Raw genomic sequence first — 15,138 nt, forward strand, 5'->3', positions numbered from 1 at the left:
AACGCGTAATGATTACCTCGAACTCTTGGGTAAAAACTTAAGAGATCAGTAGTAAGGCAGCATCTAAGCCGACTCGGTCAAAAGCCGCGTCGGCTTTTTCTTTGACAACGGGTTTGGCTTGATAAGCAACGCTAATGCCTGAGCCGTTCATCATGATGAGGTCGTTTGCACCATCACCCATTGTGATCGCATTGGCCTTAGTGCATCCAAGGCGGGCACAAGCCTCATCTAGGTGAGCAGCTTTCGCTGCGCCATCGACAATATCGCCCAGCACTTGGCCAGTGAGCTTCCCATCAATGATTTCTAAGGTATTGGCTTGAGTTTGCTTAAAGCCCAATTGATGACGTAGTTTTTCGGTAAAGAAAGTAAATCCACCAGAGACAAGAAGCGTATAAATCCCTCGCTCATTAGCCCCAGCTAAAAGCTCTGCTGCACCAGGATTGAGGCGAAGGCGTTCGCGATAAACCGATTCCAAAGCGTCGGCATGAACGCCTTCAAGAAGGGCGACACGTCTTCTTAAGCTCTCTTTAAAGTCTTTAATCTCGCCGCGCATAGTGGCTTCGGTAATTTCTGCTACGGCGGATTTCTTTCCTGTGAAATCAGCGATCTCATCTATGCATTCGATATTAATGAGTGTGGAATCCATGTCCATGGCCAATACACGAATATCTTGCGGCAACAGATCGGGCTTTAGAAAGCAAAGGTCTGCATTGGCGCTAGCGGCTATAACTCGCAATTGTTCACGTTGGTTGATGTCTAAGTGAGAGTTAGATTCAAAGCGCTCGGCATAATAACTTCCATTGCTAGTTTGCCCGCCGACAGAATGCAAGGAGGTGCCAAATTTCAGGGCATGATCTTTTAATGAAAAGACTAGCTTCTCCACGATCGGTTCTCTAGATATTGCTACAAGGACTTGGTGTTTGGCCATGACTTAATCATAATCGGATTATTAACTTACTTTTGCAGTGCTTAGCACTGCAGAATCATTGAGTCGACGCAAGATATTTCGGATAGCGTCAAGACGTTGCTCTAGTTTCTCGAATTCACGGTCTTTCTGGGGCAATACTTTGAGCTTATCTTGACCATTGAGTTGGATAAATTTTGATGACTGAATAAGCTGAATGATCTTCATGGGATCAATTGGCGGATTTGGGATAAATTGAATTTGTATCGAAGCAGGAGTTGCGTCAATTTTCTTAATGCCAAACCCAGTCATTTCCAATCTCAGGCGATGAGTCTCATAAAAAGACTTGGCTTGATCAGGTAGATCACCAAAACGATCTACCAGCTCTTCGCGTAATCCCATGAGCTCTGAGAAATCATTTGTTCCAGCAAAGCGTTTATAAAGAGATAAGCGCTCATGAACATCAGGGCAATAATCCTCAGGAAATAAAGCGGGTACTCCCAGGTTAACGTCAGTGGTTGCTTGGAGTGGAGAAAGTAAATCTGGCTCTTTGCCGCTACGAAGCGATTTGACTGCGCGATTGAGCATCTCGGTATAAAGTTGAAAACCAATCTCATGGATTTCACCAGATTGTTTATCACCTAGCACTTCACCAGCGCCACGGATCTCTAAATCATGCATGGCCAAATAGAAGCCGGAACCAAGCTCTTCCATGGCTTGAATGGCATTAAGACGCAGCTGCGCTTGCTTGCTGAGCGCCTCAGGATCGGGAACCATTAAATAGGCATACGCCTGATGATGTGAACGACCAACTCGACCACGCAATTGATGTAGTTGGGCTAAACCAAATTTATCGGCGCGATGCATGATGATGGTGTTAGCTGTTGGTACGTCAATACCAGTTTCAATAATGGTGGTGCAGAGCAAAATATTAGTGCGTTGAGTAACAAACTCACGCATGACAGATTCCAGCTCGCGCTCATGCATTTGCCCGTGGGCAACGCTAATTCGAGCCTCAGGAATGAGTTCTTGTAGAGCGTGTTTACGATTTTGAATAGTTTCTACTTCGTTGTGTAAAAAGTAGACCTGACCGCCACGTTTAATCTCACGTAAGACGGCTTCACGAATAACCCCATCACCTTCTCGACGTACAAAGGTCTTAATGGCCAATCGTTTCTGTGGTGCGGTAGCAATGATCGATAGCTCCCGAAGGCCCTCCATGGCCATACCTAGTGTTCTTGGGATAGGGGTGGCTGTTAGCGTCAGGATATCGACTTCTGCACGCAATGCTTTCAGAGCATCTTTTTGTCTAACACCAAAGCGATGCTCTTCATCAACAATCACCAGGCCAAGATTGGCAAACTGAGTTTCTTTGGAAAGTAATTTATGCGTACCAATAATAATGTCTGCATCGCCTTTGGCAATGGCCTCTAGCGCGATATTAATTTCTTTGGTAGTTTTGAAACGCGAGAGTTCAACAATCCGTACTGGCCAATCTGCAAAGCGATCTTTCCAGGTGGCTACGTGCTGTTCTGCAAGCAGGGTGGTCGGAGCCAAAATAGCAACTTGCTTACCGCCCATTACTGCAACAAAACTTGCGCGCAATGCCACCTCTGTTTTTCCAAAACCAACATCACCACAAACCAGGCGATCCATCGGCGTGCCGCTAGTCATATCGCCAATGACAGCTGCAATCGCGTTGGCTTGATCTGGGGTTTCTTCGAAGCCAAAGCTTTCGGCAAAAGCAGCATAGTCATGAGCTGAAAATTCAAAAGCATGGCCCTTACGAATAGCTCTAGCCGCATACAGGCTCAATAGTTCTGCAGCCGTATCGCGAATTTGCTGGGCTGCTTTACGTTTCGCTTTATCCCACTGACCTGAGCCGAGTTGATGCAATGGCGCTGAATCAGGGTCAGAGCCTGCATAGCGGGTGACCATCTGTAGCTGTTGAACAGGAACATATAAGGTTGCTTCACCCGCATATTGCAGATGAAGAAACTCTTCAAAAATAGGAGCCTCTTTTGGAGGGGCTAGATTTAGTAGCACCAAGCCTTGGTATCGTCCAATACCATGTTCTGCATGTACTACAGGGTCACCGATCTTAAGTTCAGAAAGATCCTTAAACAACATGTCAGGATCAGCACTTTCATTGGCTTTACCTTTGCGCCTCTGCCTTGCTGTTGTGGTGAACAGCTCAGCTTCCGTGATGACGAGCAGATTTTCTGCTGTCCATGAAAATCCATTGAAGAGCGGGGCGGTTACTAAGCCAAATAAAGAATCGCTCTTTATAAACTCCGCAATACTTTCAAAGCCTTCTGGTTTGAGGGGGTAGAGTGGTTTGCCATCCTGCCCAGCAACCGAATTACTCTCATCAAAGAGTTGACGAATCGATTCTTTACGTCCGGCGCTATCACTGCAAACTAATATGCGAATCTTTTCAGAAGCGACTACTTTGCGAAGGAGGCTGATTGGGTCGGCATCTCGACGATGAACTGCAATATCGGGAACTGCATGAAACTGACTCTTCTCTGCGGCATCTTTTTCAAGGGTTAGTCGCGCATATGATTTAGAGGTAGTAAAAAATTCATCAACGTCTAGGAATAGTTCTTTTGGCGGAAGAATGGGTCGATCAAGATCGTGCTTGAGAAATTCATAACGAGAGAGCGTGTCTTTCCAGAAGCCTTTGATGGTTTCTTCTACATCGCCAATAGATACTAGCCAAACAGGGTCACCTGAGCGAGGAAAGTAATCAAAGAGATTGGATTGCTCTTCAAAAAAGAGGGGTAGGTAGGATTCAATACCTGCACTAGGTATTCCTAAATTAGCGTCTTTATAAATTGAGCATCGAGTGGGATCTCCCTCAAAGACCTCTCGCCATCGACCCCTAAAGGCAGTGCGCGATGCATCATCAAAAGGAAACTCATGTCCCGGGAGTAGACGCACTTCCTTTACAGGGTAGAGGCTGCGCTGGGTATCAGGATCAAATGCCCGAATTTGTTCAATTTCATCGCCAAACAAATCAAGGCGGTAAGGCAGGCTGGATCCCATAGGAAATAAATCAAACAGGCCACCACGAATACTGTATTCACCTGGGCGCATCACGGCACTCACAGGGTCATAGCCTGCTTGTTGGAGCTGCAGCTTTAATGCAGCCTCGTTCAGCTTGTCACCTTGTCTAAAGAAAAAGGTATGCCCGGATAAAAAGTTTGGAGGCCCTAATCTTTGCAAGGCAGTAGTAACTGGCACTAAAACAATGTCGCAACTGCCATTGAGTAACTCATAAAGTGTCGCAAGTCGCTCCGAGACTAAATCCTGATGAGGTGAAAAATGGTCATAAGGGAGAATCTCCCAATCAGGGAGTAATCTTGTTTTGAGTTGCGGGGCAAAAGCGGGAATTTCTTCTAGTAATCGCTGGGCTTCCTGGGCTTGAGCGCAGAAAATGACCATGACCGAAAACTGATTGCGGTAGCGTAAGGCGGTTTGGGCGATTAAAGCGGCATCTGCTGAGCCGATTAGCCCTGAAAAGGTAAAGCGCTGCCCAGCCCGGGGTGCGGGTATGGGGGGTACTAGATTTAATGCGTCAGACATCTTCGCTCATTATAGAATCAGGCATGGGTTCTGGAAAACATTCGAATAGAAAATGTCACACGCTTTTGCCAACGGCTGGCACAGGTTCACGCCTTGGCGGGGACTTGCCTAAGCAGTTTCAGCAACTAGCTGGAATGCCCATGGTTTCTTATGCGCTTGAAGCCTTTAAGGCGTCTGCCCAGATTCAATCTATTTGGATAGGCGTGAGCCCTAGTTTTATTGAAAACCCAATTTTACGAAGCATCGCTAATATCGGTGCAGATATCCATGTTGTACCAACTGGCGGCCCAACCCGACAGGAGACGGTCCGAAATACCTTAGCTGCAATGATGCAGTCCGGCATTCCTGAGGATGATTGGATATTGGTTCATGATGCAGCTCGGCCAGGAATCACGCCCACATTAATTAATAAGTTAATCGATGCAGTAAAAGAATCTCATGTTGGTGGGATATTGGCTGTGCCTTTAGCTGACACCCTAAAGCAGGCGGATCTAGACTCAGTTGTTGCCGGAAATATTCCGCACTCAGAGAGAACCATTCCACGCGAACATCTCTGGCAAGCACAAACACCGCAAATGTTTGGATTAAAGCAATTGCATGATGCGCTTGAAAATGCAATTCGTCTTGAGGCGGATGTGACGGATGAGGCTAGTGCCATAGAGTTGACCGGTGCTAAGCCTTTATTGATTGAAGGGGCTGCGCGCAATTTCAAGGTGACCCATCCTGCAGATTGGGAATTAATGCAGTTGCTTTTAACTTCAAGCGTTAATTAATCAGAGATCCAAAATGACTCAAAGCAATCCTCATATTCCACAGTTTCGTATTGGCCAGGGCTACGATGTTCACGCTTTAGTCGCCGATAGAAAACTTATTTTGGGCGGTGTTCATGTGCCTTTTGATAAAGGCCTTTTAGGGCATTCAGATGCTGATGCTCTCCTGCATGCCTTAACCGATGCCTTGCTTGGCGCTGCTGGATTGAATGATATTGGGCAGTTATTTCCGGATACAGACCCCCAATTTAAGGGTATGGATAGTCGAATTTTGCTCAGAGCTGCCCTACAGAAGGTCCAGGCGGCAGGTTTTCAGATCGGCAATGTGGATGCCACCATTATTTGTCAGAAGCCTAAATTGGCGGATTTTTTGCCGGAAATGGTCCGCAATATTGCCGCTGATTTGGCTGTAACCCCCAGCCACGTCAATCTCAAGGCTAAGACCAATGAATCCTTGGGTCATTTAGGTAGAGGCGAGGGCATTGCCGTCCATGCGGTAGCTTTGCTCTACAAGGCCTAAAAGATTCTCTAAAACCCTAGGCATTGTAGAATTACGGTCTTTAGAGTGAAGTCTAGGCTTGGCAGTTTGCGGAAATTCGCGAGGATGGCGAAATTGGTAGACGCACCAGGTTTAGGTCCTGACGCCAGAAATGGTGTGGGGGTTCGAGTCCCCCTCCTCGCACCACAAGATTGCTACTTGGCTTGGACTTCACATTTCCAGATCTTCAATTAAGAGACGAGAATGGCTGTGCAGATAGAAAATTTAGGTTCACTAGACCGCAAAATGACTTTGGAATTCGCTCGTGCCGATTTGGCAAAAGCGCGTGAAGCCCGTTTGGCTAAAGTTGGTAAGACCATGAAAATGGCTGGCTTCCGCCCAGGCAAGGTACCAAAGAACCTCGTTGAAAAACAACATGGCATGCAAGTGGACTTTGAACTCCAATTTGATAAGGCTGCCGAACTCTTTTATGAGCAAGCTCAAAAAGAAGGTGTTGCATTGGCTGGACAACCGCGTCTTGAGCCAAAGAGTGAAATTGATGCAGACAAAATCGTATTTGATGCTTTCTTTGAAGTATTGCCAGAAGTAAAGATTGGCGACTTTAGCAAAGCTGAAGTAACTAAGTACGCAACTGATATCGGCGAAGCAGAAATTGATCGCGCCTTAGATGTGTTGCGTAAGCAGCAGGTTCATTACCACCCACGTGGTGAGGCTGGCGCCCATGGCGATGGCGGCTCTAATACTGCAGCGCAAAACGGCGATCAAGTGGTTATTGATTTTGTTGGCAAGATTGATGGCGTTGAATTTGCTGGTGGCAAGGCAGAAAACTTTGAATATGTATTGGGTGAAGGTCGTATGCTTCCTGAGTTCGAGGCGGCCACTTTAGGTCTCAAAGCAGGTGAGAGCAAATCATTCCCATTAAGCTTCCCAGCGGATTACCACGGTAAAGATGTTGCAGGCAAAACAGCTGAGTTCACTATCACAGTGAAGTCTGTAAATTGGGCGCATTTGCCAGTAGTAGATGATGCATTTGCTTTATCTTTGGGTGTAGCTGAAGGTGGCGTTGCCAAAATGCGCGCTGAAGTGAAAGAGAATTTAGATCGCGAAGTGAAGCGTCGCATCACATCATTGATGAAAAATGAAGTGATGGATAAGCTCAATGATTTATGTGAACTGGATGTTCCTAAATCACTGGTTGCTTCAGAGCAAGAGCGTTTGGTTGAAACTGCTCGTCAAGATTTGATGCAGCGCGGTGTTCCAAACGCTAAAGATGCGCCAATTCCTGCTGAAATTTTTGTAGAACAAGCTACTAAGCGCGTACGCCTTGGTCTAATCTTGAGCGAGTTAGTAAAGAAGCAGAATTTGGCTGCTACTGCCGATCAAATCAAAGCTGAAATCGATGAGCAGGCTGCTACTTACGAAGATCCAAAAGAAGTAGTGCGCTGGTTCTACAGCAACCCAAGCCGCTTGAAAGACATCGAAAATGTTGTACTTGAAGACAATGTGATTAAGTATTTCACGTCACAGGCTAAGGTGAGCGATAAGGCGGTTACCTTCGAAGAGCTCAGCAAGCTAAACTAAGTTAATAACTAAGTCATCCATTTACCCATAAAAGGTTTCAAAATGATCCACAACCATTCTCAGTCTGAAAATTTAGAACCAAAAGGCTTGGGCTTAGTACCAATGGTGATTGAAACCTCTGGTAGAGGTGAGCGCGCTTACGATATCTACTCAAGATTGTTGCGTGAGCGCGTTGTGTTCTTGGTTGGCGAAGTAAATGATCAAACTGCTAACTTGGTTATTGCACAATTGCTATTTCTTGAGAGCGAGAATCCAGATAAAGAAATTTCTCTGTATATCAACTCACCAGGCGGTTCTGTTTCAGCTGGCCTAGCTATTTACGACACCATGCAATTTATCAAACCACATGTCAGCACATTGTGTATGGGTATGGCGGCAAGCATGGGTGCATTTTTATTATGTGCAGGCGAGAAAGGTAAGCGTTATGCCTTGCCAAACTCACGGGTGATGATTCATCAACCATTGGGTGGTGCTCGCGGTCAAGCATCTGATATTGAGATACAAGCTCGCGAGATTCTGTACTTGCGTGAACGCCTCAACAAAATTTTGGCTGATCGTACTGGTCAATCAATTGAAACCATTGCTAAAGATACCGATCGCGACAATTTCATGTCTGCAGATCAGGCGCGCGATTATGGCTTAATCGACAAGGTTATTGAGAAGCGTCCTTAAATCGTCATAGACATATATTGAGCATATTTTGAGCGATACCAATACTTCTAATTCAACAGATAAAGTTCTGCATTGCTCCTTTTGTGGCAAGAGCCAGCATGAAGTTAAAAAACTCATTGCTGGACCATCTGTATTTATTTGTGATGAGTGTATTGATCTCTGTACTGACATTATTCAAGAAGAAATTGCTAAGCTTCCTAAGGAAGAGGGCGATGACTCCTTGCCAACACCCCATCAAATTCGTGAGAACCTTGACCAATATGTGATTGGTCAGGATCACGCTAAGAAAACTCTAGCAGTTGCTGTTTATAACCATTACAAGCGCTTGCAGTATCTGCCTAAGCCTAAAAAAGAGAAGTTAGATAAAGAGGGCAAGCCAGTTGAGGCGGCGGATAAGAAAGAATCTAAGCTTCCGGCCAAGGCTATGGTTGATGGCGTAGAGCTTGCAAAGAGCAATATTCTATTAATCGGACCTACGGGTTCGGGTAAAACTTTGCTGGCTCAAACATTGGCTCGTATGTTGGATGTGCCATTTGTAATGGCTGACGCAACTACTCTCACTGAAGCTGGTTACGTCGGTGAGGATGTTGAAAATATTATTCAAAAGTTATTGCAAGCATGCGACTACAACGTAGAAAAAGCGCAACGCGGTATCGTTTATATTGATGAAATCGATAAGATTTCACGTAAGTCTGATAACCCATCCATTACTCGTGATGTATCGGGTGAGGGCGTTCAGCAAGCATTGCTAAAGCTGGTTGAAGGTACGATGGCTTCTGTGCCTCCACAAGGCGGTCGCAAGCATCCCAATCAAGATTTCTTGCAAGTGGATACAACTAATATTTTATTTATCTGTGGTGGAGCATTTGATGGCCTAGAAAAAGTCATTCAACAGCGCACTGCTAAAACAGGCATTGGTTTTAATGCAACCGTTCCTGGTAAAGATGATCGCGGTGTAAGTGACCTATTAATTGAAGTAGAGCCAGAGGACTTAATCAAGTTTGGTTTGATTCCGGAGTTGATAGGCCGCTTGCCAGTTGTGGCTACTTTGGCCCAACTGGATGAAGAGGCTTTAATACAGATTCTGACAGAGCCAAAAAATGCTCTAGTTAAACAGTATCAAGCACTGCTAAAGATGGAGGGCTCTGAGCTCGAAGTCCGCCGTGAAGCACTTTCAGCCATAGCTAAAAAAGCGATTGCCCGTAAAACCGGTGCTCGCGGACTCAGATCTATTCTTGAAGGTTCGCTGATGGACGTGATGTATGACTTGCCATCGCTTCAGAATGTCCAAAAAGTCGTTATCGACGAGACCAGCATTGCTGAGGGTGGAAAACCACTTTTGGTCTACAAGCAAGACGCCGAACAGGCTGATTTGAGCAAAAAAGCCTAAATTCCTAAGGTTTTTGCTGTTTTAGGGGCTTTTTTGCCCCTTTTTTGTCTTTATACCCCTTGTTTTTCTCTAATGCCTACCCATATAGGTAGTATGCTACTCATGAATAATGTCTGTATTTAGTGGCTAAAGATTTGATTGCCACTAAAAAGGATTTTTGAGGTTTGATTACTTTGGAGGATTTGCCCCATGCCTGGCCACTTATTACTACCCTCTGAACCCATTCAACTACCTTTGCTCCCATTGCGGGACGTAGTTGTATTTCCTCATATGGTGATCCCGTTGTTCGTGGGTCGCCCAAAATCGATTAAAGCCCTAGAGGCTGCTATGGAAACTGGCAAGAACGTCCTTTTGGTGGCCCAAAAAACAGCCGCTAAGGATGAGCCTGTCATAGAGGACCTCTATGAGGTCGGATGTATCGCCAATATCTTGCAGATGCTCAAATTGCCAGATGGTACTGTCAAAGTGCTTGTTGAAGGTGTGCAGCGCGCAGAAGTCAGTCAAATTGAAGATAGTCTTGGTTACTTCAATTGTGAAGCAACACCGACAGCTATCAATGCAATTGATGCACATGAAACTGAAGCCTTACGTCGCGCGATCATGGCCCAGTTTGATCAATACGTAAAGCTCAATAAAAAAGTTCCGCAGGAAATCTTGTCTTCCCTGGGTGGTATTGATGACCCAAGCCGCTTAGCCGATACTATTTGCGCACACTTGCCTGTGAAGCTTGAACAGAAACAACGTTTACTCGAAATGATGGACGTGGTTCAGCGCTTGGAGAGTTTGCTTGCCGACCTCGAAAGTGAGATCGATATTCTGCAAGTGGAGAAGCGTATTCGTGGACGTGTTAAGCGTCAAATGGAAAAGAGTCAACGTGAGTACTATCTGAACGAACAGGTAAAAGCAATTCAGAAAGAATTGGGTGAGGGCGAAGAGGGTGCGGATCTAGAAGAGCTAGAGAAGCGCATCAAAGCTGCACGCATGCCTAAAGAGGCTTTAAAGAAAGCCGAATCTGAGCTCAAGAAACTGAAATTGATGTCGCCTATGTCTGCAGAGGCTACGGTTATCCGAAACTTTATAGATACATTGGTGAATCTTCCTTGGAAGAAGAAAACCAAGATTAACAACGACCTTACCAACGCAGAAAAAGTATTGGATGAGGATCACTATGGCTTAGACAAAGTCAAAGAACGCATCTTGGAGTACCTCGCTGTTCAACAACGTGTTGATCGTGTAAAAGCTCCAATCCTTTGTTTAGTTGGCCCTCCCGGTGTTGGTAAGACCTCTTTAGGTCAATCCATTGCCCGCGCTACGAACAGAAAGTTTGTGCGCATGGCCTTAGGTGGTGTGCGAGATGAGTCTGAGATTCGCGGTCACCGTCGTACCTATATCGGTTCTATGCCTGGAAAGATTTTGAGCAGCCTCACTAAAGTGGGTGTCCGCAATCCTTTATTCCTCTTGGACGAAGTAGACAAGATGGGTATGGATTTCCGTGGAGATCCAGCTAGTGCCTTGTTGGAAGTTTTAGATCCAGAACAAAACCATACTTTCCAAGATCACTATGTTGAAGTGGACTTCGATCTTTCAGATGTGATGTTTGTGGCCACCTCGAATTCCTTGAATATTCCTGGCCCACTACTAGATCGTCTTGAGATTATTCGCTTGGCTGGTTACACAGAAGATGAAAAGACCAGTATTGCTGTGAATTATTTGATTCCAAAACAAATCAAAAATAATGGTCTGAAAAAAGACGAGCTCAAGATTGAAGACAGTGCTGTGCGAAATATGATTCGTTATTACACGCGTGAGGCTGGTGTCCGTTCTTTAGAGCGTGAAATTAGCAAGATCTGCCGTAAGGTAGTCAAGCTTTTGCTCTTGAAGAAAGAGGCTGCCCCTGTAGTTGTAAATGCAGATAACTTGGAGAAATTCCTTTCAGTGCGCATGTACGATTTTGGTTTGGCTGGTAAGGAAAACCAAGTTGGCCAAGTAACTGGTTTAGCGTGGACAGAGGTAGGCGGAGATCTGCTTACTATTGAAGCGGCAGTGATGCCAGGTAAGGGTGTGATAACTCGCACAGGCTCTATTGGTGATGTGATGAAGGAGTCGGTAGAGGCTGCGCGCACTGTTGTTCGCTCAAGATCCAAGCGACTTGGAATTACCGATGAAGCTTTTGAGAAGAAGGATATTCATATTCACTTCCCTGATGGTGCAACCCCTAAAGATGGCCCATCAGCTGGCATTGCAATCACAACAGCCCTGGTATCTGTTTTCACAGGCATACCAATTCGCTCAGATGTTGCTATGACTGGTGAAATTACTTTGCGTGGGGAAGTTCTTCCAATCGGGGGATTAAAAGAAAAGCTTTTAGCGGCCCATCGCGGCGGCATTAAGTTGGCCTTGATTCCGGAAGAGAACGTCAAGGATTTGATCGATATTCCAGATAACGTCAAAAATGCTATTGAGATCATCCCGGTTCGCTGGATTGATAAAGTTCTTGAATTGGCATTAGAGCGCATGCCGGAAGCATTGCCTGATCCAACCCCTGAAGAGCTTGCTAAAAAGGCCGCAGAAGCCAGCAAGGCAAACGAAAAGGGCGCAGCAGCAGACGTTCTTAAGCACTGAAAATAGGGTGATTTTCCGCTAAATGAGCCTCGTCTATTGAGCTCGGTTTAGCGGAAAATCCACCTGATATCCATGCTTAGGTTACAATCTCACCTGTAATAATTTGGGGCGCTTAGCTCAGTTGGTAGAGCGTCTGCCTTACACGCAGAATGTCGGGAGTTCGAGCCTCTCAGCGCCCACCAAACTATTACTCACCTTCCTAAGCCTACTCAGGCATTTCAATACCTTTTCGCTTCAGCCCTAGTAAACTCCTGGTATTGCCATTTTTTACTAGCGACCTTTTACATGTTTGATACCGTCCGTAAGCACCAACGAATTTTGCAGCTTGCACTAATGCTGTTGATTGTTCCGTCTTTTGCATTTTTTGGAATCTCAAGCTATTCCAGCTTTTTAGATAAAGAGACTGATCTCGTCAAAATTAATGGGAAACCTATTACCGCTCAAGAAGTTGACTCTGCTGCGAAACGTCAAGCAGAGCGTGTTGGTGGAAATGCTCAGATTGCGCAAAGTCTTCAATTTAGACAGGCCATCCTGAATGAGTTATTACAACAACGCATCCTAGGATTTGCTGTAAGCAATCTCCGATTGCAGGTTGGCAAAGAAGCTCTGATTAAAAGCTTGCAAAATATTCCGCAAATTCGTGCTCTGTATAAACAAGATGGCAGTTTTGATGACGCACGATTTAAACAGTTGTTAGCTAGCAATGGACTGAATGAAGAGCAGTTTTATGCAAGTCAGGCATTTGATTTAAAGATAGGTCAGCTTGTTAACTCTGTTGCTCGTACCGAAATTGGCAGTCCAAAATTATCCGAAATCGTATCAACCCTTTATGAAACTGAGCGTCAGGTTCAGGCGCTATCATTTGATGCGAAAGATTACTTAGCTAAGGTAAACCCATCACAAGAAGAGCTTCAAGCCTTTTATAACGCTAATGCCAAACTCTTCGAAAGTCCTGAGTACGTTGACGTTGAGTACATCGTTCTCAAAGCCGATCCAAAGGATGACGCTAAGGTATTTGGTGAAAAAGCCGATCAATTTGCCAATATGACATATGACCAGTCAGACAGTCTGAAGCCGGCTGCAGATAAATTAAAGCTCAATGTCCAAACCCAGAAGGGTGTTACTCGCTCTGGCGCAACAGGCGTTACAAAAGATCATCCATTAGCTAATCCTAAGGTGGTCCAGTCTTTATTTGGTGATGAAGCTGTTAAGAACAAACGTAATATTGAAGCAGTGCAAACATCCCCTGGTGTTTTTGTTTCAGCACGTGTTATCACTTTCCACCCAGCGCAAACTTTGCCATATAAAGATGTAGCAGCAGAAGTTAAACGTCAAGTGAGTCAGCGGATGGCCGAAAAGCTTGCTGTAAGCGCTGCTGCCGATCGTTATGCTGCATTAGGGAAGGATCCAAAAAGCGCATCTGGATTTGCTAGTCCAATTTGGGTTTCTCGCAATAAGCCTGGAAATTTAGTAGGCCCGGCACTGGATGATGTGATGTCTATTAACCCCGATAAGTTACCTGCACTTGTTTCTGTGCAAAACCCTGGTGTTGGTGCGATCTTGTATCGGGTTGATCAAGTACGCCAACCTAGTGGTGTTGATGCAAAGGTGCATAAAGCTCAAGCTCAACAGATTCAAGCCTTAGCTGCTCAGTCCGAATTTGCTGGTTTTATGGCTTATTGGCGTGATGTAGCAGGCGTTAAAGTGATTAATCCCCTGAAGCCACCATCTACTGGTGCAGGTAGTTAACTTAGATACCTAGTTATTCTTCAGCAGCATTTGATATGGGGCCATAGCGCCCCATACGTTTTTATAGAGAATCATTTGCGCCTTTTCATTAGGATGCATACGATCCGCTTGAAACAGTTTTGGGTCAGAGGCTATGCCCTCAAGAAAGAATGGTAGTAGCTGAATCTGCTCCTGACGAGCAAGCTTTGGAAATAAATCCTGAAATTGTTTGGTGTAATCCTGCCCATAGTTTGGTGGTATCTGCATACCAAACAAGAGTACTTTTGCCCCAGATTTTTTACTCAACTGAATCATCTTACGTAAATTATTCTCTGACTCTTGAATAGATAGTCCGCGCAATGCATCATTTGCGCCAAGCTCCAAAAGAACAATGCCCGGCCTCTTTTGATCTAACAATTTTGGCAATCTAGATAGTCCGCCTGAACTTGTTTCACCGCTAATGCTGGCATTAAAAATGACCCAAGGACTAGCTTCTTTACGTAGCTGATCCTCCAAAAGCCTTACCCAGCCGGTCCCACGTGTTAAGCCATACTCTGCCGACAGACTATCACCCATCACCAAAATGGTGTTGTTTGTCTGAGCCTGTGTGGCAATAGGAATAAACAGGCAAAATAGGGTGAATGCCATAAATATGGCCGACATTTTTTTACTCAAGAAGTTCAACCAAATCATTTGATTCATTTATGAGTATTCCAGCAAAGCTTCTTAGTGCGATTAACCTAGGTAAACAAGTTTTATCCAGTGATGGATCTTTAACCATTTTGCACGACATTAGCTTTGATGTCTGCGAAGGCGAAAGTGTTGCCATAACTGGTGCATCTGGATCAGGGAAAAGCACCTTGCTAGGACTCTTGGCAGGATTGGATACTCCGTCTAGTGGGCATGTTGAATTAGCAGGCCAAAATCTGAACCAGCTTGATGAGGATGGCCGTGCCAAGTTAAGAGGTCAAAAAGTAGGGTTTGTTTTTCAATCCTTTCAATTGCTTCCCCATCTAACAGCGCTTGAAAATATCATGCTTCCAGCCGAGCTAAATGGTCTAAAGTTGGCCAAAGAAAACGCCCTAACTTGCCTTGATCAAGTGGGCCTGAGCGCACGGGCCAATCATTTCCCCAAAACCCTATCTGGTGGGGAGCAACAACGAGTGGCGCTGGCCAGGGCTTTCATCATGAAACCAGCCGTGCTATTTGCGGATGAGCCTACTGGCAGCCTAGATGAGGTAAGCGGAAATCGCGTTATTGAGCTCCTTTTTGAGCTAAATCGGGCTAATCATTCGACCCTGGTTTTGGTGACCCATGACCAAGCCTTGGCTGATCGATGTCAGAGGCAGTTACATCTGCAAGGCGGTAGATTGCTGTAGGCAAA

The 15,138-nt window shown here is 45.3% G+C and carries 11 protein-coding genes and 2 tRNA genes; 10 read left to right on the forward strand and 3 right to left on the reverse strand.

Annotated elements, in window-relative coordinates:
- Window positions 1–37: 37 nt before the first annotated feature.
- Window positions 38–928 (reverse strand): phosphoserine phosphatase SerB, encoded by an 891-nt coding sequence (gene serB / locus ICN20_RS09255; RefSeq protein WP_216239789.1) that lies wholly within the window; start codon window positions 926–928, stop codon window positions 38–40.
- 21 nt (window positions 929–949) lie between these two features.
- Window positions 950–4,492 carry a transcription-repair coupling factor gene (gene mfd / locus ICN20_RS09260; protein ID WP_216239791.1) on the reverse strand — a complete coding sequence of 1,181 codons (3,543 nt, stop codon included), beginning with the start codon at window positions 4,490–4,492 and terminating at the stop codon, window positions 950–952.
- A gap of 23 nt (window positions 4,493–4,515) precedes the next feature.
- Between mfd and ispD the strand changes: the two genes are divergently transcribed.
- The 9 genes from ispD to ICN20_RS09305 all read left to right on the forward strand — a co-directional run bounded on the left by ispD (window position 4,516) and on the right by ICN20_RS09305 (window position 13,775).
- Window positions 4,516–5,265 carry a 2-C-methyl-D-erythritol 4-phosphate cytidylyltransferase gene (gene ispD, locus ICN20_RS09265; RefSeq protein WP_216239800.1) on the forward strand — a complete coding sequence of 250 codons (750 nt, stop codon included), beginning with the start codon at window positions 4,516–4,518 and terminating at the stop codon, window positions 5,263–5,265.
- 13 nt (window positions 5,266–5,278) lie between these two features.
- Window positions 5,279–5,782, forward strand: a complete 504-nt coding sequence (gene ispF / locus ICN20_RS09270; RefSeq protein ID WP_216152799.1) for a 2-C-methyl-D-erythritol 2,4-cyclodiphosphate synthase — start codon at window positions 5,279–5,281, stop codon at window positions 5,780–5,782.
- 78 nt (window positions 5,783–5,860) lie between these two features.
- Window positions 5,861–5,947: transfer RNA gene (locus ICN20_RS09275), tRNA-Leu, on the forward strand.
- 57 nt (window positions 5,948–6,004) lie between these two features.
- Window positions 6,005–7,342 (forward strand): trigger factor, encoded by a 1,338-nt coding sequence (gene tig / locus ICN20_RS09280; protein WP_216239802.1) that lies wholly within the window; start codon window positions 6,005–6,007, stop codon window positions 7,340–7,342.
- A 42-nt stretch (window positions 7,343–7,384) separates the two neighbouring features.
- Window positions 7,385–8,014 (forward strand): ATP-dependent Clp endopeptidase proteolytic subunit ClpP, encoded by a 630-nt coding sequence (gene clpP, locus ICN20_RS09285; protein WP_068322825.1) that lies wholly within the window; start codon window positions 7,385–7,387, stop codon window positions 8,012–8,014.
- Window positions 8,015–8,042: 28 nt separating this feature from the next.
- Window positions 8,043–9,404, forward strand: coding sequence for an ATP-dependent Clp protease ATP-binding subunit ClpX (clpX, locus tag ICN20_RS09290; protein ID WP_216239803.1), 1,362 nt, complete (start codon window positions 8,043–8,045; stop codon window positions 9,402–9,404).
- A 189-nt stretch (window positions 9,405–9,593) separates the two neighbouring features.
- Entirely contained in the window at window positions 9,594–12,026 is a 2,433-nt protein-coding gene (gene lon, locus ICN20_RS09295) for an endopeptidase La (RefSeq protein WP_216239805.1), read from the forward strand.
- A 106-nt stretch (window positions 12,027–12,132) separates the two neighbouring features.
- Window positions 12,133–12,208: transfer RNA gene (locus ICN20_RS09300), tRNA-Val, on the forward strand.
- Window positions 12,209–12,311: 103 nt separating this feature from the next.
- Window positions 12,312–13,775 (forward strand): peptidylprolyl isomerase, encoded by a 1,464-nt coding sequence (locus ICN20_RS09305; protein ID WP_216239807.1) that lies wholly within the window; start codon window positions 12,312–12,314, stop codon window positions 13,773–13,775.
- Window positions 13,776–13,784: 9 nt separating this feature from the next.
- Here ICN20_RS09305 and ICN20_RS09310 read toward each other — a convergent pair whose 3' ends face one another.
- Window positions 13,785–14,456, reverse strand: a complete 672-nt coding sequence (locus tag ICN20_RS09310) for an arylesterase (RefSeq protein WP_255534701.1) — start codon at window positions 14,454–14,456, stop codon at window positions 13,785–13,787.
- A gap of 2 nt (window positions 14,457–14,458) precedes the next feature.
- Between ICN20_RS09310 and ICN20_RS09315 the strand changes: the two genes are divergently transcribed.
- A complete protein-coding gene (locus tag ICN20_RS09315; protein ID WP_216239809.1) occupies window positions 14,459–15,133 on the forward strand; it encodes an ABC transporter ATP-binding protein in 675 nt (224 codons plus the stop codon).
- Window positions 15,134–15,138 lie beyond the last annotated feature (5 nt).

The sequence above is a fragment of the Polynucleobacter sp. JS-Polo-80-F4 genome (assembly GCF_018881965.1).
Taxonomy (GTDB): Bacteria; Pseudomonadota; Gammaproteobacteria; order Burkholderiales; family Burkholderiaceae; genus Polynucleobacter.

What these genes read in the sequence shown, in the direction of transcription:
- ICN20_RS09305 (WP_216239807.1), top strand. Translation starts at nt 12,312, where the DNA reads ATGTTTGATACCGTCCGTAAGCACCAACGAATTTTGCAGCTTGCACTA.
- tig (WP_216239802.1), top strand. Translation starts at nt 6,005, where the DNA reads ATGGCTGTGCAGATAGAAAATTTAGGTTCACTAGACCGCAAAATGACT.
- serB (WP_216239789.1), bottom strand. Translation starts at nt 928, where the DNA reads ATGGCCAAACACCAAGTCCTTGTAGCAATATCTAGAGAACCGATCGTG.
- lon (WP_216239805.1), top strand. Translation starts at nt 9,594, where the DNA reads ATGCCTGGCCACTTATTACTACCCTCTGAACCCATTCAACTACCTTTG.
- clpP (WP_068322825.1), top strand. Translation starts at nt 7,385, where the DNA reads ATGATCCACAACCATTCTCAGTCTGAAAATTTAGAACCAAAAGGCTTG.
- mfd (WP_216239791.1), bottom strand. Translation starts at nt 4,492, where the DNA reads ATGTCTGACGCATTAAATCTAGTACCCCCCATACCCGCACCCCGGGCT.
- ispF (WP_216152799.1), top strand. Translation starts at nt 5,279, where the DNA reads ATGACTCAAAGCAATCCTCATATTCCACAGTTTCGTATTGGCCAGGGC.
- ICN20_RS09315 (WP_216239809.1), top strand. Translation starts at nt 14,459, where the DNA reads ATGAGTATTCCAGCAAAGCTTCTTAGTGCGATTAACCTAGGTAAACAA.
- ispD (WP_216239800.1), top strand. Translation starts at nt 4,516, where the DNA reads ATGGGTTCTGGAAAACATTCGAATAGAAAATGTCACACGCTTTTGCCA.
- ICN20_RS09310 (WP_255534701.1), bottom strand. Translation starts at nt 14,456, where the DNA reads ATGAATCAAATGATTTGGTTGAACTTCTTGAGTAAAAAAATGTCGGCC.